General features: G+C 72.9%; 20 protein-coding genes. 3 read left to right on the top strand and 17 right to left on the bottom strand.

The features are described from left to right. Positions 1–71 precede the first annotated feature (71 nt). The 11 genes from GFD30_RS11125 to GFD30_RS11075 all read right to left on the bottom strand — a co-directional run bounded on the left by GFD30_RS11125 (position 72) and on the right by GFD30_RS11075 (position 9,880). On the bottom strand, positions 72–1,409 hold the full coding sequence (locus GFD30_RS11125; RefSeq protein WP_153025281.1) for a glycoside hydrolase family 6 protein: 1,338 nt from the start codon (positions 1,407–1,409) through the stop codon (positions 72–74). Between the two features lie 144 nt (positions 1,410–1,553). Then, positions 1,554–2,951 carry an RsmB/NOP family class I SAM-dependent RNA methyltransferase gene (locus GFD30_RS11120; RefSeq protein WP_153025280.1) on the bottom strand — a complete coding sequence of 466 codons (1,398 nt, stop codon included), beginning with the start codon at positions 2,949–2,951 and terminating at the stop codon, positions 1,554–1,556. Continuing rightward, positions 2,948–3,868: a methionyl-tRNA formyltransferase gene (gene fmt, locus GFD30_RS11115; protein ID WP_153025279.1), complete on the bottom strand. Its 921-nt coding sequence runs from the start codon at positions 3,866–3,868 to the stop codon at positions 2,948–2,950. Before fmt ends, GFD30_RS11120 begins: the two co-directional genes overlap by 4 nt. Beyond that, positions 3,865–4,416, bottom strand: coding sequence for a peptide deformylase (gene def, locus GFD30_RS11110; protein WP_153025278.1), 552 nt, complete (start codon positions 4,414–4,416; stop codon positions 3,865–3,867). The genes fmt and def overlap by 4 nt, the downstream gene beginning before the upstream one ends. Positions 4,417–4,636: 220 nt before the next feature. Then, positions 4,637–5,314, bottom strand: coding sequence for a hypothetical protein (locus GFD30_RS11105; protein WP_153025277.1), 678 nt, complete (start codon positions 5,312–5,314; stop codon positions 4,637–4,639). Between the two features lie 2 nt (positions 5,315–5,316). Then, entirely contained in the window at positions 5,317–6,075 is a 759-nt protein-coding gene (locus tag GFD30_RS11100; RefSeq protein WP_153025276.1) for a hypothetical protein, read from the bottom strand. 2 nt (positions 6,076–6,077) lie between these two features. Continuing rightward, entirely contained in the window at positions 6,078–6,950 is an 873-nt protein-coding gene (locus GFD30_RS11095; RefSeq protein ID WP_153025275.1) for an ATP-binding cassette domain-containing protein, read from the bottom strand. After that, positions 6,947–7,312, bottom strand: coding sequence for a GntR family transcriptional regulator (locus GFD30_RS11090; protein ID WP_153025274.1), 366 nt, complete (start codon positions 7,310–7,312; stop codon positions 6,947–6,949). Before GFD30_RS11090 ends, GFD30_RS11095 begins: the two co-directional genes overlap by 4 nt. Positions 7,313–7,425: 113 nt before the next feature. Further along, the gene (locus GFD30_RS11085) at positions 7,426–8,067 is read right to left on the bottom strand and encodes a response regulator (RefSeq protein ID WP_153025273.1); all 642 of its coding nucleotides are present in this window, start codon (positions 8,065–8,067) and stop codon (positions 7,426–7,428) included. Then, positions 8,064–9,314, bottom strand: coding sequence for a sensor histidine kinase (locus GFD30_RS27910; RefSeq protein WP_153025272.1), 1,251 nt, complete (start codon positions 9,312–9,314; stop codon positions 8,064–8,066). The genes GFD30_RS11085 and GFD30_RS27910 overlap by 4 nt, the downstream gene beginning before the upstream one ends. Before the next feature lie 86 nt (positions 9,315–9,400). Further along, entirely contained in the window at positions 9,401–9,880 is a 480-nt protein-coding gene (locus GFD30_RS11075; RefSeq protein ID WP_153025271.1) for a VOC family protein, read from the bottom strand. Positions 9,881–10,148: 268 nt separating this feature from the next. On the opposite strand from GFD30_RS11075, the gene GFD30_RS11070 reads away from it, so the two are divergent. From GFD30_RS11070 to GFD30_RS11060, 3 genes are all read left to right on the top strand, one after another. Next, positions 10,149–12,683: an ATP-binding protein gene (locus GFD30_RS11070; RefSeq protein ID WP_194201926.1), complete on the top strand. Its 2,535-nt coding sequence runs from the start codon at positions 10,149–10,151 to the stop codon at positions 12,681–12,683. Between the two features lie 32 nt (positions 12,684–12,715). Beyond that, complete coding sequence (locus GFD30_RS11065) at positions 12,716–13,057, top strand: hypothetical protein (RefSeq protein ID WP_153025269.1); 342 nt, start codon at positions 12,716–12,718, stop codon at positions 13,055–13,057. 144 nt (positions 13,058–13,201) lie between these two features. Further along, entirely contained in the window at positions 13,202–13,843 is a 642-nt protein-coding gene (locus GFD30_RS11060) for a hypothetical protein (protein ID WP_153025268.1), read from the top strand. A 24-nt stretch (positions 13,844–13,867) separates the two neighbouring features. On the opposite strand, the gene GFD30_RS11055 is transcribed toward GFD30_RS11060, so the two are convergent. The 6 genes from GFD30_RS11055 to mihF form a co-directional block, all read right to left on the bottom strand. After that, a complete protein-coding gene (locus GFD30_RS11055; protein ID WP_407649018.1) occupies positions 13,868–15,751 on the bottom strand; it encodes a primosomal protein N' family DNA-binding protein in 1,884 nt (627 codons plus the stop codon). Positions 15,752–15,847: 96 nt separating this feature from the next. Next, entirely contained in the window at positions 15,848–17,041 is a 1,194-nt protein-coding gene (gene metK / locus GFD30_RS11050; RefSeq protein WP_322633157.1) for a methionine adenosyltransferase, read from the bottom strand. 132 nt (positions 17,042–17,173) lie between these two features. After that, on the bottom strand, positions 17,174–18,367 hold the full coding sequence (coaBC, locus tag GFD30_RS11045) for a bifunctional phosphopantothenoylcysteine decarboxylase/phosphopantothenate--cysteine ligase CoaBC (RefSeq protein ID WP_153025266.1): 1,194 nt from the start codon (positions 18,365–18,367) through the stop codon (positions 17,174–17,176). Between the two features lie 14 nt (positions 18,368–18,381). Continuing rightward, positions 18,382–18,654 (bottom strand): DNA-directed RNA polymerase subunit omega, encoded by a 273-nt coding sequence (gene rpoZ, locus GFD30_RS11040; protein WP_322633156.1) that lies wholly within the window; start codon positions 18,652–18,654, stop codon positions 18,382–18,384. 55 nt (positions 18,655–18,709) lie between these two features. Further along, on the bottom strand, positions 18,710–19,318 hold the full coding sequence (gmk, locus tag GFD30_RS11035; RefSeq protein ID WP_322633155.1) for a guanylate kinase: 609 nt from the start codon (positions 19,316–19,318) through the stop codon (positions 18,710–18,712). Positions 19,319–19,338: 20 nt separating this feature from the next. Further along, complete coding sequence (gene mihF / locus GFD30_RS11030) at positions 19,339–19,662, bottom strand: integration host factor, actinobacterial type (RefSeq protein WP_030156658.1); 324 nt, start codon at positions 19,660–19,662, stop codon at positions 19,339–19,341. Positions 19,663–19,759 lie beyond the last annotated feature (97 nt).

Below are 19,759 nucleotides of genomic sequence, written 5' to 3'. Positions count from 1 at the left end.
CGCGAAACCGCGACGCAGGCCGGACACCTGGTGCCTTCTGTGGCTCAGGTCAGTTTTTCAGGACCTGAGGCTCAGCAGGGGACGTCGAAGTCGGCCGCCGGACCGGAGGCGACGAAGCCGAACAGCTCCTTCGTCTGGCCCGCGGCGACGGCGGCGTTCCAGCCGACGTCCTTGGCGGTGACGGTGCTGCCCGAGGTCGTGAGCTGCGTGTTCCAGCTCGACTGGATCGACTGGGAGCCGGGCCAGGTCCACGAGACGGTCCAGCCGTTGATCGCTTCGTCGGCGGTGATCGAGACCTTGCCCTGCCAGCCGCTGTTCCACGTCGAGACGGGTTCGATGTGGACGGTGCAGTCGCCGCCGGGGCCGCCGGTGGTCGGGTCGTCCGAGGTCGGGCCGTCGGAGGTGACCGGGTCGGTCGGCTCGACGGTGCCGGGCCAGCCGGAGCCGGCGTTGTTGGCGAGCTGGTAGGCCAGGTCGGGGATGAACTGGCCGGCGGCGCCGGCGCAGCCGTCGGCCTCGCCGGGGAGCTTGACCCACAGGTAGGCGTCGATGCCGTTGGCGCCGGTCGCGGTGGTCGGGAAGTTCCCGATGGCGCGCCCGGTCGGGTCGCACCACTGCTCCCCGGCGGGTCCGTTGCCGTTGCGGCTGGTGTCGATGACGGCCTTCTTGCCGGAGCCGACGATGTTCTGGATCTGGTTGGCGTAGGCGGTGGACTCGGCGGTGGTGCGGTAGTTGGAGGTGTTGAGCGCGAAGCCGTCCGCGTACTGGAGGCCGGCGGCCTGGAGCCGCTGGGCGGCCGTGGCGGGGGCGAGCCAGTTCGAGTGGCCGATGTCGATGTAGACCTTGGCCTGGGGCTCGGCGTTCTTGATGGACTGGACCGCGTGGGTCAGCGACTGGTTGATCTGCTGCCGCTGGTTCTGGTCGGCGCAGTCGTGCGGGAGCGTGTCGGGTTCGAGGACGATGTAGGCGGGTCCGTTCAGGCCCGCGGCGAAGCGGTCGACCCACTGGCGGTAGGACTGGTGGTCGGGGGCGCCGCCGCCGGAGTGCCCGCCGCAGTCGCGGTTGGGGATGTTGTAGACGACCATGATCGGCGCGGCGCCGTCGGCGGCCGCCGCGGCGGCGACCGCTGCGACCTCGCTCTGGATCGTCGAGGGGTTGTAGGTGGTGAACCAGGTGCCCGCGGGGGTCTCGGCGATCCGGTCGCGGATCATGTTCGCGCGGGAGTCGCCCGGGTTCTGGGCGACCCAGCGGGCCGCCTGCGTGTTCGGGTTGGTCCACAGTGCTTGCGCCTGGGCGGAGACGTCCTGTGCGCCCGCGTTGGGACTGAGGAGGAGGCCCGCGCTCAGCGCGGCCGCCGCTGCGGTGACCACTGCCGCGACCACGCCTGCGAGGCGCTGTCGTCGGTTCATCTGGTGCTCCTTGGGGTCTAGGTGCCGGTAGCCCGGAGAACATTCACTTATGTCAATGTATGGTAGCGGTCCCAAACATCAGACTTTAGCGACCCCACCCGATGAAAAGCGACAGCGGCGGCCGACCGCGGCCGAGCTGGGATGTTACCGTTTGCCGGTTTTGCGCAGCAGCGCCAGGAACATCGCGTCGGTGCCGTGCCGGTGCGGCCACAGCTGCGCGTACGCGCCCGCGGCGCTCTCGCCGCGCACCGAATCGGGCACCCGGTCGATCAGCCACTCCGGCCGCACGAGCTCCGCTCCCCCGGCCTTGAGCACCGACTCGACCGCCTCCGTGGTCTCGTCCAGCAGCGGCGAGCACGTCACGTACGCGACCAGACCGCCCTTGCGCGCCAAGCGGAGTCCCGCCGCGAGCAGCTCCCGCTGGAGCGGCACCAGCGCGTCCAGGTCCGACCGCTGCTTGCGCCAGCGCGCCTCCGGGCGGCGCCGCAGCGCGCCCAGTCCCGAGCACGGGGCGTCCACCAGCACCCGGTCGGCCGAATTCGGCTCGCCGAAGAGACGGCCGTCGCCGGTGTGGACGGTGGCCGGCAGCCCTTTGGCGGCCTTGGCGACCAGTTCGGCCCGGTGCGGCTGGATCTCGACCGCGTCGAGGTGCGCGCCGCGCTGCGCGGCCAGCGCCCCCAGGAGCCCGGTCTTGCCGCCGGGCCCGGCGCACAGGTCGACCCATGCGGCGTCGGGGCCCTCCAGGGGCGCTTCGGCGAGCGCGACGGCGACGAGCTGGCTGCCCTCGTCCTGGACGTGGGCGAGGCCGGTCGCCACGGACTTGAGCCGGCCGGGGTCGCCGCCGGGCAGGTACACCGCGTACGGCGAGAACCGCCCGTGGACGCCGCCGCGGGTCTCGCGGGACAGGTCGCCCTTGGTGATGCGGCCGGGCTTGGCGCACAGGTGGACCGGGGGCGCGACGTTGTCGGCGGCGAGCGCGGGGGCGAGTTCGTCGGGGCCGAGCACCGCCTCGAACTCGCGGGCGATCCACTCGGGGTGGGCGTGGCGCAGGGACAGGTCGTGGAGGCGGTCGCCGGTCGCGAGCGCCTCGCTCCACTGGTCGAGGTCCTTGGCGGCGACCTTGCGAAGGACCGCGTTGGCGAGCCCGGACACGCGCGGGCTGACGGCGGCCTTGACGAGGCTGACGGTGGTGGCGACCGCCGCGTGCGCGGGGATGCGCATGTACAGCAGCTGGTAGGCGCCGAGGCAGAGCGCGTCGACGAGGTCCTGCTGGAGCTGGCGCACGTCCCGGCCGGAGGCGGCGGCGAGGATCGCTTCGAGGGTGCCGAGGCTGCGGAGGGTGCCGTAGGTGAGCTCGGTGATGAGCCCGGCGTCGCGGCCGGTGTGGCCGGTCTCGTTGATCATGCGCGGCAGCACGATGTTGGCGTAGGCGTTGTCGGCGGTGACGGCGCGGATCGCGTCGAAGGCGATGCGGCGGGGGTTCACCGTCGGGCGCGGGGCCTCGTCGTGGCGGCGGCGTCCGCGGGACCGGTTGTCGCTCATGCGAACCTCGGGGTCGTCTGGAGGCCGCGGCCCCAGGCGGCGGCGTCCATGGGCTTCTTCCCGGCGGGCTGGACCTGCCCGAGCCGGACGGGCTCGGTGGCGGTGCCGACGTGGACGTGGTGCTTGGCGATGGCGACTTCCCCTGGTTCGAGGGCGGGCCCGTCGGGATCGGGCGTGACGGGGCCCAGCCGCAGGCGCTGACCGCCGAGGTCGGTCCAGGCGCCGGGGGCGGGGGTGACGGCGCGGATGCGGCGGTCGACGGCGAAGGCCGGGTCGCCCCAGCGGACGCGCGCGTCGTCGACGGTGATCTTGGGGGCGTAGGAGACGCCGTCCTCGGGCTGCGGTTCGGCGACGAGCGCGCCGGCTTCGAGGGCGTCCACGACGTCGACGGTGAGGCGGGCGCCGGCGCGGGCGAGGCGGTCGAGGAGGTCCCCGGCGGTGTCGCCGGGGCCGATGGGTTCGGTGAGGCGGCCGTAGACCGGGCCGGTGTCGAGGCCCTCTTCGAGCTGGAAGACGCATGCGCCGGTCATCTCGTCGCCGTTGAGGACGGCGTGCTGGACGGGGGCGGCGCCGCGCCAGGCCGGCAGGAGGGAGAAGTGGAGGTTGATCCAGCCGAGCCGCGGGATCGCGAGGGCGGCGGGCGGGACGAGCGCGCCGTAGGCGACGACGGGGACGAGGTCGGCGTCGAGTTCGCGCAGCCGCTCGAGGAACTCGGGCTCGCGGGGCTTGGCCGGGGCGAGGACCTCGATCCCGTGCGCGTCGGCCCAGTCGGCGACGGGCGAGCGGTGGAGCCTGCGGCCGCGGCCGGTGGGCGCGTCGGGCCGGGTCAGGACGGCGGCGACGTCGTGGGCGGACGCGTGGAGGGCCTCGAGGGTCGGCAGTGCGACCTCCGGGGTCCCGGCGAAGACGATCCTCATCGCTTGAAGAACACACCCTTGGAGTCGTGGGGGGTGACTTTGACTTTGACCTCTTCGTTGTACCAGTCCTGGGACTGGATCTCGGCCAGCGCGGCCTTGCGGCGCTCCGAGTCGAGGCGGTCGATGAAGATGATGCCGTCGAGGTGGTCGGTCTCGTGCTGGAGGCAGCGGGCCATGAGGCCGGTGCCGACGATCTGGAGCGGGTCGCCGTACTCGTTGAAGCCCTTGGCGACGACGTTCTGGCGGCGGACCGTGTCGAAGTACAGGCCCGGCAGTGACAGGCAGCCTTCGGGGCCGTCCTGCTCCTCCTCGTCGGGGAATTCGAGGACCGGGTTGACGATGTGGCCGACGACGTCGTCGACGTCGAAGGAGAACACGCGCTTGCTCACGCCCAGCTGCGGGGCGGCGAGGCCGGCGCCGCCTTCGTCGCGCATGGTGTCGAGGAGGTCCTTCACGAGGTTCCGCAGTTCCTTGTCAAAGGTGTCGACTTCCTCCGCCGCGGTGCGCAGGACCGGGTCGCCGAAGATGCGGATGGGCTGGATCGACAATGTGCTGACCTTCCGGAGCGTGTACTGGCCGTTCACCAGTGTCCCACTCGTCCGGCGTGCGGTGTGCGGGGTCGGCGGGCGGTGTGGTGCGTCTCGGCTCGCCGTCGGGCTCGGGCGCGGGCCCCGTGGTGAGCAGGAGGCCCGCGACGACGCCCGCCGCGACGCACGCGGCGATCACGAGCACCGGGAACGGGACGTCGGCGAGGAGGAGTCCCATGGCTCAGGCCCGGTTCGCCCGGACGGGGATGTCGCGGAGGGCGGCGGCGGTGCCGGCGACCAGGATCGCGATGACGGCGAGGCCGATGGCGGCCCAGGCGGCGACCGTGCCGGGCCCGCCGGAGAAGCCGTATTCGAGGGCGAGGACGCCGGCGTAGTGGCCGGCGGCCGCGACGAGGACGAGGGCGCTGAACCAGTGGCTGCCGCCGAAGCGGAGGGCCGCGGCGCCGATGAGGGCGCCGGTGAAGAAGTAGATCGGCGTGATGAGCAGGTAGCGGGCGCCGGCGGCGAGGTCGGCGCTCCAGGAGCCGGCCGGTTGGGCGACCGCGGAGAGGAGGGCGTGCTCGGCGGCGAACCCGGCGGTGACGACGGCGGCGGTGCCGGCGGAGGCCAGGGCGCCGAAGACGAGGTAGGCGGTGGTGACCTCGCGGCGGGTGACGCCGTTGGCGAGCATGCCGGGCAGGCCCTGGTAGAGCATGATGCCGGCGGTGCAGGCGACGAACCACTGGAAGACGGTGGCGGTGATGGCCCACAGTCCGATCTCGACGACGTCGGCGAAGACCGCCGAGAGGACCGGGGTGAGGACGATCCAGGCGATGAGGATCCAGCGGAGCCAGCGGGCGGAGCCGAGGAAGAGGCCGGTGCCGAGCCGGTAGCGGCGCTTGGCGAGTGCGGTGGACATGGTCAGGCCTTCTTCGCGCGCAACGGGATGTCGATGAGGATGCGGTAGGCGGCCGCCGCCAGGCCGGCGACGGTGACCAGGAGCAGTGCGACGATGAGGCCGCGGCCCCAGTCGCCGATGGCGCCGCCGAGGAACCCGGCCCAGCCGGGGCCGACCGGTTCGGTGTCGTAGAGGGCGTTGTCGAGGCTGAAGACCACCGGGAGGACCGGGACGAGCAGGAGCCAGCCGGCGCCCTCCCAGCGGTAGGAGGCGACGCCGATGAGGGCGCCGGCGGTGAAGTACACGAGGTACACCAGCGGGTAGTGGGCGCCGAACGCGGCGGTCTCGGCGGCGGAGCCGATCGGGGCGATCGCGTCGTTCGCGTCGATGCCGTGCGACCAGCCCATGGCGCCGTAGTAGGCGCGCTCGGCGAGGAGCCCGGCGAAGGCGATCGCGCCGATCGCGAGCGACCACAGGACGCCGAAGATCCCCATGGAGACGGCGAGTTCGCGCCGGGTCAGGCCGGTGGCGACCATGTTGGGCACGAGGACGAACAGGAACCCGCCGCCGACGAACGCGGTGAACCACTTGCCGCCGTTGGCCGCGTAGTACCAGGCCGAGATCGTGATGTCGTTCCACTGGGAGACGGCGAAGGGGAACGCGAACGCCAGGACGAGCGCGGCGGCGATCCAGTACTTGAAGTACTTCAGGGCCTCCGCGGTGATGCCGGCGCCGAGGGCGTACCGGCGGGTCGGGAGGCGCAGGTTGGCGAGGGTGGGCATGGTCAGGCTCCGTTCCGGTCCTGCGGGGCGGTGAGGTGGATGAAGAGGTCCTGGAGGCCGACGGGGCCGACCTCGATGCCGGCGGCGGCCGCCCGCTCGCGGGCCGCGGCGTCCAGGGCGGCGACGGTGATGCTCTTGGTGCCGCCGAGGCGCTGCTCGGCGAGGGGCTCGAGGCCGAGGGCGTCGACGGCGGCGGCCGGGCCGGTGAGGGTGGCGCCCATGCCCTGGAAGGTCTCGATGTCGGCGTGGCGCAGGATCCGTCCCTTGTCGACGATGACGACCTCTTCGAGGTAGTTGGCGACCTCGTCGATGAGGTGGGTCGAGAGGATGACCGTGTGCGGGCGGTCCATGTACTCGGCGAGGAGCTCCTTGTAGAACGCGTCCCGGGTGGGGGCGTCCATGCCGAGGTGGACCTCGTCGAACATGGTGAGCTCGGCGCGGGCCGCGAGGCCGCAGAGGGCGGCCAGGACCGAGCGCTTGCCGCGGGAGAGGGCGTTGACCCGCTTCTTGAGCGGCACCTCGAACCGGTCGGCGAGCGCGAAGGCGTAGTCGGTGTCGAACGAGGGGCGGATCTGGCCGGACTCGATGGTGCCCTTGACGGTCTCGGTGTCGTCGAAGTCGCCGCCTTCGCGGATGAGGGCGACGCGGGAGACGATCGGGGCGTTCTCCCACACCGGTTCGCCGCCGACCAGGACCTCGCCCGAGGTCGGCTTGCGGAAGGCCGCGAGCAGGCTCAGGAGGCTGGTCTTGCCGGCGCCGTTGCGGCCGAGGAGGCCGTAGATCTTGCCGGCCTCGAGGTCGAGGTCCACGTCCGCGAGGGCGGGCTCGGCGCCGTACTCGAGGGTGACGCTGCGGAGGTTGACGGTGAAGCTCATCGGAGGGCGCCTTCCTGGTCTCGGAGGTAGTCGATGATGTCGGACAGGGGGATGCCCGCCTGGCGGGCTTCGCGGACCAGGGGGGCCAGGACCCGCTCGAAGAAGCGCTCGCGGAAGTCCGCGGCGAGCCGGTCGCGGGCGTCGTCGGCGACGTACATGCCGACCCCGCGCTGCTTGTAGAGGATGCCCTCGTCGACCAGCTCCCGGAACGCCTTCTGCGCCGTGGCCGGGTTGATCTGGTAGAACGCGGCGTACTGGTTGGTCGACATGACCTTGCCTCCCGGTTCGAGCGATCCGTTCATGATCTCGGCCTTGATCTGGTCGGCGATCTGCCGATAGATCGGCGTGCCGTCATCGAACATCTCGCCTCCTAACGTGGTGGGTACGGGTTCATTGGTTCAGAGGTTCATTACTTGACTAATGAACCATAGCACGAAGAAACCCGGGGCGGGAAGCCCCGGGCGTGGCGTGCGCGCTAGACGAGGCCGCCTTCGTAGGCGGCGATGACGGCCTGGGTCCGGTCGCGGACCCCGAGCTTGGTGTAGACGCTGCTCAAGTGGGTCTTGACGGTCTCGCGGCCGAGGAACAGCTCCGCGGCGATCTCGGCGTTCGACAGCCCCCGGGCGGCGAGGGTGAGGACTTCGCGCTCGCGGTCGCTGAGATCGCCGATGCCCTTGGGGGCGTTGCGTTTCGGTGCGGCGGCGGCGAGGCGGCGGACGGCTTCGGGGAACAGGAGCGCGTCGGTGCGGGCGACGAGGCGCACGGCCGCGAGGAGGTCCTCGAGCCGGGTGCGCTTGAGCAGGAACCCGTCCGCGCCGGCGCGCAGCGCCTGCCACACGTAGTCGTCGTTGTCGAAGGTGGTGACGACGAGGATCTTCGGCGGCCGGTCGAGTTCGGCGGTGATCCGCGCGGTGGCCTCGATGCCGTCGACCTTCGGCATCCGCACGTCCATGAGCATGACGTCGGCCTTGCCGGAGCGGGCGATGGCGAGCGCGTCGATCCCGTCGGCGCCCTCGGCGACGACGTCGAGGTCGGGTTCGGCGCCGATGACCGCCGCGAACCCGGAGCGGATGAGGTCCTCGTCGTCGACGAGTGCGATGCGCAGCGGCGCGGTCATGCGGTTCCCTTCGAAGGCGGAGCGGGCGGTGCGGCGGGCAGTGCGATCCGGACGGTCCAGGTCCCGTCGGCCCAGTGCGTCTCAGCGGTGCCGCCGAGGACGGCGGCGCGCTCGGCCATGCCGATGAGGCCGCGCCCGCCCGGCCGCGGGCGGGGCCGGCGCGCGGCCGGACTCGCCACGGCCACGGCCACCCCGCCGTCCAGGTCGAGGTCGACGACCGCGCGCGGCTCGTCGGCGTGGCGCAGGACGTTGGTGAGCGCCTCCTGGACGATCCGGTAGGTCTCGCGGGAGGTCAGGCGGCCCACGGCGTCGCGGTCGCCGCGGACGCGCAGGTCCACGTCGACGCCCGATTCGGCCGCGAGTGCATCGAGGTCGGCGAGGTCCTTCTGGGGGCCGCGGGAGCCGTCGCGGTCCTCGCGGAGCGCGCCGATGACGGCGTCGAGTTCGGCCAGGGCGCCGCGCGCGGTCTCGCCCACGGCGGCCATGGCCCGGGCCGCGAACGCCGGGTCGGCGTCGATGAGGCGGGAGGCGGCCTCGGACTGGACCACGACCACCGAGAGGGCGTGCCCGACCGAGTCGTGCAGCTCGCGGGCGATCCGGTTGCGCGCGGCCAGGCGGGCGGTCTCGGCGCGGGAGGCGGCGAGCCGGTCGGCCGCGCCCTGCCCGAGCAGGTGCGGCGCGAGGACCTTCATGCCGGCGCCCGCGGCGGCGACGAGGTAGACGAGGGCGGCGAGGAAGAGCGGGCCGGTGAGCAGGCCCCAGTCGGCGATCGGACCGGTGTAGATCCCGGTCGGCCCGCGGCCGAGGACCACGAGCGCGCCGTTGACGACCAGGTAGACCGTGAACGGCACGAGCGCGAGCGTGATGCCGCTGAGGGCGCCGCCGAGGACGGCGTGGAGGGTGAACCAGCAGCCGGTGCGCCACCGCGAGTTCCAGGTCCCGTCGTCGGCCGGCGAGGCGAACTCGGCGCCCAGGAGCCGCCTGGCGGCCGTGCGCTCGATCTCGCGGTCGGGCAGCAGCAGCGAGACGGCCGCCACCAGCGGAATAACCGAAACGAACACCAGCGGGTGGAGCGCGCCCCCGAACCCCGATTCGGGATGGAACCAGTTGTAGCCGATCGCCCCGACGAGCATGAACGGCATCATCAGGGCGCCGCCGAGGATGAGCCACACCCAGCCGCGGTAGGTGGCCCCGGACCGGAGCGGGGCGAGGAGGCGCATGAGGCCATTGTGCCAGCGGACGTTCACCGGTCCAGCGTGCCGGGCGCCGCCGCGGGCCGCCTCCCTCGGCCGGGCGGGGCCGGTCCCCCGCGCGGGGGACCGGGACGGTCCCGCTACCTCCCCTCGTAGGCGTCCTTGATGCCCTGGAGGTCGATCTTCTTCATGCCGTACATGGCCTCGGTGGCGCGCACGGCGCCCTCCTTGTCGGGCCCGCCGAGGTACCGGTCGGCCTCCGACGGCCACACCTGCCAGTTGACGCCCCACTTGTCGGCGATCCAGCCGCACTGGATCTCCTTGCCGCCGTTGGACAGGAACGCGTCCCACAGGCGGTCGACCTCGGCCTGGTCCTCGCAGTTGACCAGCAGCGACATGGCGTGGTCGTGCTTGGCGGAGTCGTCGCCGTTGATCCCGGTGAACTGCTGGCCGGCGAGCTCGAAGTTGACGACCATCGCCTGGCCGGGCGTGCCGTGCGCGTCCTCGACGAAGGGGATGGTCCCGGTGATCTTCGCGTCCTCGAAGAGCGTGGCGTAGAACTCGGCGGCCTCCTGGGCGGCGCCGTCGGTGTACCAGATGTTGGTGACGATCTTCTGCATTGGTCGAGTCCTTCCGAACGGGTGTCTACAGCCGATTGCACCAGTTGAGACGAGGCCGCGCGCCGAAACTCATCGCTTCGCCGCGCCCCTGGACCGCGGCCGTCCGCGGCGGCGGGCACTGCTGACGACCCGTGCCGGCGGTCGCCGCGCGAACGCGCTCCCGCGAGGCGAGTACCGCACCGAGAATGTTGGGGCGCAATGGATATCGTGTCCCGGATCGTCCGGGACGGGTCCGCGCGCCGAGCCGGCCGTCGGTAGACTCGGTGACGTGCGTCATCCCCTCGACCGCCTCGACCCTGCGTCCGCCGGCTCGGCCCCGCAGCTCGTCGCCCTCCTCCGAGAACTGCGCGCGGCCTCCGGACTGAGCATCCGCGAAGTCAGCCGCCGCGCCCGCGACCGCGGCGACTGGCTCCCCACCAGCACCCTCGCCGCCGTGCTCAACCGCGACACCGTCCCCCGCGCCGAAGTCGTGGCCGCACTCGTACGCGCCTGCGGCGGCGACGAAGCCGCCGTCGAGACCTGGCTCGCCCAGTGCGCGCGCATCAGCGCCGCCGACGCCGCCGACACCGGACCGGTCCCCCGCCAGCTCCCGTCCGCACCCCACGCCTTCACCGGCCGCGAACGCGAACTCCACCTCATCGACGAGCACCTCCAGACCGCCTCCCCCCGCGCCGTCGTCCTCGCCGGCCCCGCCGGCATCGGCAAGACCGCCCTGGCCCTCCACTGGGCCCACCGGGCCCTCGACACCTACCCCGACGGCCAGCTCTACGTCGACCTCCGCGGCTTCTCCGGCACCGACCCCCTCACGCCCGCACCCGTCCTCCACCGGTTCCTCACCGCCCTCGGCACCGGCCCCGACGACATCCCCGCCGACGGCGACGAACGCGCCGCCATGTTCCGCTCCCTCCTCGGACACCGCCGCGTCCTCGTGATCCTCGACAACGCCCGCAGCCCCGAGCAGCTCCGCGACCTCCTCCCCGGCACCGGAGGCTCCACCGCGCTCATCACCGCCCGCGCCGACCTCCTCGGGCTCACCGCCACCCACGGCGTCCCGCACCTGCGCCTCGCCCCGCTCACCCGCGAGGAGTCCATGGACCTCCTCGACGCCATGATCGGCCGCGGCCGCGTCGCCACCGACCCCGAAGCCGCCCGCGGCCTCGCCGCCGCCTGCGGCGACCTCCCCCTCGCCCTGCGCCTCGCCGCCTGCCAGACCCTCGCCGACCCCGACCGGCCCCTCGGCGAACTCCGCGACCGCATCGCCCAGGCGCCCCTCGACCACCTCGACCTCCCCGGCGACGAAGCCGCCGGCCTCCGCGCCTGCCTCGACCTCACCCGCGCCCAGCTCACCCCAGCCGACCGCGACGTCCTCGACGCCATCGGCCTCCACCCCGCCACCGAATTCGAGGCCGCCGGCATCGCCGCACTCACCAGCACCGCCCTCGCACCCGCCGAGGCGGCCCTGCGCCGCCTCGCCGGCGTCCACCTCACCACGGCCACCCCCGACGGCCGCTGGAACGTCCACGACCTCGTCCGCGCCTACGCCCGCGAGCACGCCGCCGCCCACCCCGACCCCGACACCGCCCTCACCAGGCTCTACGACTGGTACCTGGCCGCCACCGCCTCCACCTGGGAGCCCCTGTTCGCCAGGGAACCCGAACTCATCCCGGACACCGACCTCCCCGTCCCCGGCTTCACCGGCCCCGAAGACGCCCTCGCCTGGCTCGACACCCGCCACGGCGCCCTCACCGAACTCATCCGCCACGCCGCCGGCCGCCACCCCTGGCACGCCGGCCGCCTCGCCTCCGCCCTCTGGCGCTACCAGTACCTCCGCGGCCTGCGCGCCGAAGCCCTCGACGGCCTCACGACCGCCCTCGACGCCGACCGCACCCTCGGCGACCGCGCCCACGAGGCCGCCGTCCTCCAGCAGATCGGCAACACCCAGCGCGCCCTCGGCGACCTCGACCGCGCCGAACGGCACCTCACCGCCGCCCGCGCCATCGCGGCCGAACTCGGCGACCGCCGCGCCGAACTGTTCGCGATCGCCTCGCTCGGCTGGTGCCACAGCCAGCGCTGGCGGCTCGCCGAGGCCCGGCAGTGCGCGACCGAGGTCGCCGCCGGCTTCCGCGAACTCGGCGACGCCGACAACGAGGCGAACGCCGTCGACGACCTCGCCCACCTCGACCTGCTCATCGGCGACAACGAGAGCGCCGAGGCCGGATTCGAGCGCTCCATCAAGACCTTCGCCGACCGCGGCTGGAAGCAGAACCTCGGCGCCGCCCTCGCCGGGCTCGCCCGCCTGCGCCTGCGCGACCGCGACCCCGACGCCGCCGCCGACCTCCTCGCCCGCGCCCTCGAAGCCACGGCCGAGTCCGGCGACGAGTTCGGCCAGGCGTTCATCCGCAGCCGCCTCGCCTACGCCCGCGCCCGGCAGGGGCGGTACACCGAAGCGGTCGAGCTGGCCCAGCAGGCCCTCGACGCGACCGCCGCCGCCCCGAGCGTCGAACTCCGCCTCGAAGTACTCAACAACACCGGGTTCACCTACGGGGTGGTGGGCGACCCGACGACCGCCGAGACCCTCCACCGCGAGGCCCTCGAACTGGTCGAGGAGTCCCCCGACCCGTACGAGGAGGCACGGGCCCGCCACGGACTCGGCAACGCCCTCGCCGCGGGCGGCGACCGGGCCGCGGCCCGCGTCCAGTGGAGCAGGGCCCTGCGGCTCCACGACTCGATCGGCACCTACGGCAGGGCCGAGCTGGTCGACCTGCTCGCCGTCCCGGCCGAGGAGGGCGCCGGGAACGCGTGAGCGCCGCGCCAGACCGTCTACCCTTGACCGTGATGTCGACACCCGAACCGGATCCGGCCGCCCGCACGGGCACCGACGCGCCCGCCCCCGACGGTCCGCTCCCCGATCGGCGCGGCCCCGTGAACCGGCTCCGCAACGCCGTCCTCGCGCTCGTCGTCCGCGCCCAGACGGTCACGGTCCTCGGCTACATGGGCGTCATCTCCTTCATCGGCGTCGAAGCCCTCATCGTCGTCCTCGGCTTCACCACGGTCCTGCCGATCGCGATCCCCTTCGTCCTCATCGCCATGGCCGCCGCCTACTTCTTCCGCGAACGCCTCCGTGCACTCTGGACGGCCCTGCGCGCCAAGCGGGACCGGCGCCCCGCCGGGGACTGACCGCGCCGGGCCGCGCGGGAAGCAGCGGCGGATCGAAGCCCCGGCCGGGTCCCCCTCAGGCACAGGACCGCCCCGGAGACCGCGGGCGAGCGCGCTTAGACTCCAACCCGAACACGCCCCCGCAGCCTGAAAGGCACCCCCCTCGTGTCCGACCCGACCCCTGCGCGGCCCCGCCTCGCCCCGCTGCCCGAGCCCGACCCGCATCCCCGCCTCCGGCGCGTCGTCCGGATCGCCCTCGGCGTCGCGATCCCAGTCGTGCTCCTCGCCGCTGCCGTATGGGTGTTCGCGAAACCCGACGACCGCCGGCCGCCCTGCTGCACCGAGCGCGCGGTCGTGAGCGACCCGATCACCGGCGTCGGCTACCCGCTGCCCGACGACTGGTACCCGCTCGAACCCGGAGGGCCCGGCGCGTTCTTCTCCGCCGGCGCCGCCTTCGGCGGGGCCCAAGGCGCCCGGGTCTGGGTGTTCTACGACGGCCACCGCTGGGACGACCTCGAATCCGCGGCCGAGCAGACGTCCGGACAGGTCGTCGGGCAGATCCACGCCGGAGCGTCGGACGACCCCGAATTCCTCGCCTCCGAACCGACCACAGTGGATGGGAGGGACGCGCACGAGATCCAGTGGACCGTCTCCGACCGCTTCGGCGACCCGATCTACGGCCGCATGCTGATCGTCCCCTCCGAAGGCGGCCGAGGGAACGTCTACATCATCGGCACCGTCACCCCCGACGACGACGAGCTCCGCGACGAAGTCGAGTGGATCCTCCAGAACGTCGATTTCCAATAGGCCGTTCGGCCTCCGCAGAGCGGGTCAGGCGATCTCGCGCGGGTCGATCTGGACCCGGACCTGCTCGGCCTTGGCCCCCGCGCGCTCGGCCGTGGCCTTGGCGAGGGTCGCCGCGAGGGCCGCGCCGTCGCGGCGGCGCACGCGCAGCAGCACCCGCTCGTGCTGCTCGTCGACCGGGATCGGGCCGATCACCTCCACGTCCAAGGGCAGGTCGGCGGCCAGCTTCTCGGCCTCGCCGTTGAGGCCCGTGAGGGCCGCGAACCTCATGACCGGCGGGAAGCCGAGCTCGGCGCGGTCGGCCAGCTCCTGGCCAGCGAACCAGGCCGCGTCCCAGCGGATGAGCGCCTGCACCACCGGCAGCCCGCCGTCGGCCGTGACCACCGCGGTCCCGCCCGGCGCGCACAGCGCCACCGCGTTCATCCAGATCCGAAGCGCCTCTTCGGAAGCGGTGAGCTCGGCCCGGGTGAGCTGGGCCCAGGTGTCGAGCAGCAGCACCGCGCCGTAGCCGCCCGGCGCGGCCGGCTCGACGCCCGGCGTCGAGACCACCACCCTCGCGCCCGCGGGGATCGCGTCGAGCCGCTCCGACGCGTTCGACTCGACGACCTCGACGCCGGGGAAGGCGCTCGCGATCTCCTCCGCCGTGCGCGCGGCGCCGATGACCACCGCCCGGATGCGGTCCGATCCGCACTCGGCGCACCGGTGCGGCTCGTCGACCCTGCCGCACCAGGTGCAGACCGGCGGCCGGCGGGGTCCGGTCAGCCGCAGCGGGCCGGTGCACTCGGGGCACAGCGCGCGCGTGCGGCAGCGCTGGCACGAGACCGCCGGAACGTAGCCGCGGCGGGGCACCTGGAGCAGGACCGGGCGGTCGGCGGCGAGGGCCTTGCGGGCGGCGTCCCAGGCGACCGAGGGCAGGCGGGCCGTCGAGCTGGACGGGTCGATCTTGAGGTCGGCGTCGTCGCCGATCGGGACCACGCGCGGTGCGGCCGCGCGCAGCGCGTCGCGGCGGCCGGCGGCCGAGACGGCCCAGCCGGTCTCGACCAGGAGCTGGGCCTGCGCGGTCCGCGCGAAGCCGCCGATGACGCAGGCGGCTCCGGTGAGTTCGGCGCGGGTCAGCAGCACTTCCCGGGCGTGCGGGTGCGGGGCGTGGAGGCTGACGAGGTTCTTGTCGCCGTCGTCCCAGACCGCGACCAGGCCGAGGTCGGCGACGGGCGCGAACATCGCGACCTGGGTCCCGGCGACGATGCGGACCTCGCCGCGGAGCGCCTTGAGGAACGACCGGTACCGCGGCGTCGGGCCCATGGCGTTCGCGAGCGTCACGTGCCGGTCCGGGCCGAGCACCGCGGTGAGCGCCCGGTCGAGGCGCTCCACGTCGTACTGGTCCGGGACGACGAGCAGCGCGCCCCGGCCGGCCGCGGCCGCCACCGCGGCGGCCTCGGCGAGGCGGGCGGCCCAGTCCTCGCCGGGGAGGGCGTTCCAGACGATCCTCGGCGCCTTGCCGTCGCGCAGCGCGCGCAGAAATGCCTCGCCGGCGTTATATCTATTCCAGTGAGCGAGTTTCGGGGCGGTCACCGGCAGCCGCTCGCCCGGCGGCTCCTTCTCGACGCGGATCTTGCGCTCGGGCAGCGCCAGGCGCAGCACGTCGGCGAGGTTGCCGGCGTACCGGTCCGCGATCCGCTGCGCGAGCTCGGCGACCTCGGCCGTGAGCACCGGCCCGGGCGGGATGACGTCGAGGATCGGGAGGATCGTCCCGGCGAAGTCGGCATGGTCGCGGACGGCGAGGACGGTGCCCTTCAGCTTGCGGTTGCTGAACCGCACCGAGACGCGGCAGCCCGGCTCGACCCGGTCGAGCAGCTCGGGCGGGATCCGGTAGTCGAACAGCTGGTTGAGCTGCGGCAGTGGGTGGTCCACGCAGACCGCGGCATACCTGGCTGGGGACTCGTCCATCAGATAAAACTACCGGGCGCCTCCGACGTCGGAGGCGCCCGGAGCGAAGCCGTGCGGCCGCTAGCTCACCGCCTCCTTGAGCGCTGCGGCGCGGTCGGTCGCCTCCCAGGTGAACTCCGGGAGCTCGCGGCCGAAGTGGCCGTACGCGGCGGTCAGGGAGTAGATCGGGCGGATCAGGTTGAGGTCGCGGATGATCGCGGCCGGGCGCAGGTCGAAGACCTCGAGGACGGCCCGCTCGATGAGGGCCGGGTCGACGGTCTCGGTGCCCATCGGGTCGACGGCGATGCTCACCGGCTTGGCCTTGCCGATCGCGTAGGCGACCTGGACCTCGCAGCGCTCGGCCAGGCCCGCGGCGACCACGTTCTTGGCGACCCAGCGGGCCGCGTACGCGGCGGAGCGGTCGACCTTCGACGGGTCCTTGCCGGAGAACGCGCCGCCGCCGTGCCGGGCGTAGCCGCCGTACGTGTCGACGATGATCTTGCGGCCGGTCAGGCCGGCGTCGCCCATGGGGCCGCCGATCTCGAAGCGGCCGGTCGGGTTGACCAGGAGCTGGTAGTCGCGGGTGTCGAGGTCGAGACCGGCGACGACCGGGGCGATCACGTGCTCGGCGACGTCGGGCGCGAGCAGCGAGTCGAGCGAGATGTCGGGCGCGTGCTGGCTGGAGACGACCACGGTGTCGAGGCGGACCGGCCGGTTGCCGTCGTACTCGATGGTCACCTGGGTCTTGCCGTCCGGGCGGAGGTAGGGGACGGTCCCGTCCTTGCGGACCTCGGTGAGGCGCTGGGACAGCCGGTGGGCCAAGGCGATCGGCAGCGGCATCAGCTCGGGGGTCTCGCGGCACGCGAAGCCGAACATGAGGCCCTGGTCACCCGCGCCCTGGAGGTCGAGCTCGTCGTGCCCGTCGGCGTCCACACGGGACTCCCACGCCTTGTCCACGCCCTGTGCGATGTCGGGGCTCTGGCCGCCGATCGAGACGTTCACGCCGCACGAGGCGCCGTCGAAGCCCTTCTTGGACGAGTCGTAGCCGATGCGCAGGATCGTCTCGCGCACGATCCGCGGGATGTCGGCGTACGCGTGGGTGGTCACCTCGCCCGCGACGTGCACCTGGCCGGTGGTGATGAGGGTCTCGACCGCGACGCGGCTCCCGGGGTCCTCGGACAGCAGTGCGTCCAGGATCCCGTCCGAGATCTGGTCCGCGATCTTGTCCGGGTGGCCTTCGGTGACCGACTCGGAGGTGAACAGGCGACGTGCCACGGCACTCCTCATAACCATTTGCTCAAAACACTTGCCACGCCGCCCAGCGGCGCACTTCGACTGACTTCGCAGCTCACAAGTCTATGCGCTCACGATCTTCCCACCAAGTCGCCGCGCTCGGCAGCGGCGGTGTCAGCCCCGTCCACCCAGCGGGAGCCGGGCGGCCACCGCGTCCCACACGGCGTCCGCGACCAGTTCTTTCGACGTCTCGGCGAGCTCGGCGACCGGGCCGGCCGCGTCGAAGACCGTGACGGAGTTCTCCAGGCGCCCGAACACGGCCCCGCCCGAGACGTCGTTGAGGACCACCAGGTCGGCGCCCTTCGCCTCGCGCTTGGCCTTCGCGTGCTCGGCGCCGTCGTGGGTCTCGGCCGCGAAGACGACGAGGACCTGCCCGGGGCGCTTGGCGCGGCCCACGGCCGCGGCGATGTCCGGCGTCGACGTGAGCGCCAGGTCGAGGTCGCCCTTGCGCTTGAGCTTGCGGTCCGAGGCCGCCTTCGGCGTGAAGTCGGCGGGGGCCGCTGCGAGGACCATCGCGTCGGCGTCGACCGCGGCCTTGACGGTGGCGTCGTACAGCTCGCCGGTGGTGCCGACGCGCTCGACGCGGACCCCCGCCGGGAGCGGCGCGTCGATGTGCGCGGCGATGAGGGTCACCTCGGCGCCGCGCGCGGCGGCCGCGGCGGCGATCGCGATGCCCTGCCGGCCCGACGAGTGGTTGCCGATGAAGCGGACCGGGTCGATCGGCTCGCGGGTCCCGCCCGCGGTCACCAGGACCCGGCGCCCCGCGAGGTCCCTCGCCGGCGACGTGAGGAAGCCCTTGAGGAGGGCGAAGAGCGACTCCGGCTCGGGCAGGCGGCCGGGGCCGGTGTCGGCGCCGGTGAGGCGGCCCGAGTCGGGCTCGACGACGTGGTTGCCGCGCTCGCGCAGGAGCGCGACGTTGGCCCTGGTGGCCGGGTGCTCCCACATCTCGGTGTGCATCGCCGGGGCGAAGACCACCGGGCAGGCGGCGGTCAGCAGCGTGGAGGTGAGCAGGTCGTCGGCGCGCCCGTGCGCGGCCCGCGCGAGCAGGTCGGCGGTGGCCGGGGCGACGACGACGAGGTCGGCCCGGCGGCCGAGCCGGACGTGCTTGACCTCGGAGACGTCCGAGAACACGCCGGAAGCCACCGGGCGGCCCGACAGGGCCTCCCAGGTGGCTTCACCGACGAACTTGAGCGCCGCCTCGGTCGGGACGACGGTCACGTCGTGACCGGACTCCTTGAGGAGGCGGAGCAGGATGCACGCCTTGTAGGCGGCGATACCGCCCGAGACGCCCAGGACGACGTTCAACAGCGCCTCTTCAGTCGCTACGACTCGTTGTCGTCGAACGCCTTCGTCTCGAGCAGGCCCTTGTCGAGCTCGCGCATGGCGATCGACAGCGGCTTCTCCTCGGGAGTCGTCTCGACGAGCGGGCCGACGTACTCGAGCAGGCCTTCGCCGAGCTGCGAGTAGTAGGCGTTGATCTGACGGGCCCGCTTGGCGGAGTAGATGACCAGCTGGTACTTCGACTGGCTCTTCTTCAGCAGGTCGTCGATCGGCGGATTGGTGATACCGACGGGGTCGGCGACAGTCCCTGACACGTGTTGTCCTTCGTGTGACTTGGGTGTTGCTAGCGCGCTCCGGTCCGGGCCGCGCTCATGCGCGGCTCGCGAGCTTCGCCGCGAGGGCCGGGGAACTGAGCAACTCTACCAGCTCGGAGGCCGCCTGCTCGATCGACACGTTCGTGACTGTGTGATCGAACTCGGCTTCGGCGTCGAGCTCTTCGCGGGCGGCCTCCAGGCGGCGCGCGATGGTGGCGGCGTCCTCGGTCCCCCGCCCGGTGAGGCGGCGGACGAGTTCCTCCCACGACGGCGGGGCCAGGAACACCAGCTGCGCGTCGGGCATGGCCCGGCGGACCTGGCGGGCCCCTTGCAGTTCGATCTCCAGCAGCGCCGGGAGTCCGGCGCGCAGGCGCTCCTCGACCGGGCCGCGGGGGGTTCCGTAGAGGTTCCCCGCGTAGGAGGCCCATTCAAGGAACTCCCCCGCGGCGATCATCGACTCGAACTGCTCGGTCGACACGAAGTGGTAGTCGGCGCCGTCGACCTCACCAGGACGCGGCTTGCGGGTCGTGCAGCTCACGGAGAGCCAGACCCACGGGTAGTACTCCTGGATCAGTGCCTTGACGCTGCCCTTGCCGACGCCTGACGGGCCCGAGAGGACCGTCAGTCGCTGGGCCAGGGCGGCGTGGTGGTGATCGATGCTCACGCGACTACAACTACCCGAACTTAGGCCTGGTCGCCCTTGAATTCATCCAGAAGCGCGGCGCGCTGGTGCTCGCCCAGGCCGCGCAGCCGACGGGAGTCGGCGATCTTGAGCTTCTCCATGATCTGGGTGGCGCGCTTGTCGCCGATGCCGGGGAGGGCCTTGAGCACGGCCGAGACCTTCATCTTCCCGGAGATGTCGTCGGTGGCAGCGGACTTGAGGACCGCTTCCAGGGTGGTCTCGCCCGACTTCAGCTTCTCCTTGAGCTCGGCGCGGGCCTTGCGGGCCGCGGCCGCCTTCTCAAGGGCGGCGGCGCGCTGTTCCGGAGTCAGTTTAGGGAGCGGCACGGGGTCTCCTTGCAGTCGATGGTTTCGTCCCTGTGGACCTTGACGTGCGGGTATCGCCAAAGCATACCCAGCTCGGAGACGGTAACCCCACCTACCG

Origin of the sequence: Glycomyces albidus, from assembly GCF_009451885.1 — a bacterium.
Taxonomy (GTDB): domain Bacteria; phylum Actinomycetota; class Actinomycetes; order Mycobacteriales; family Micromonosporaceae; genus Glycomyces; species Glycomyces albidus.
Note: the sequence above shows the minus strand (reverse complement) of the source record. Positions and strands in the feature narration are given on the sequence as shown.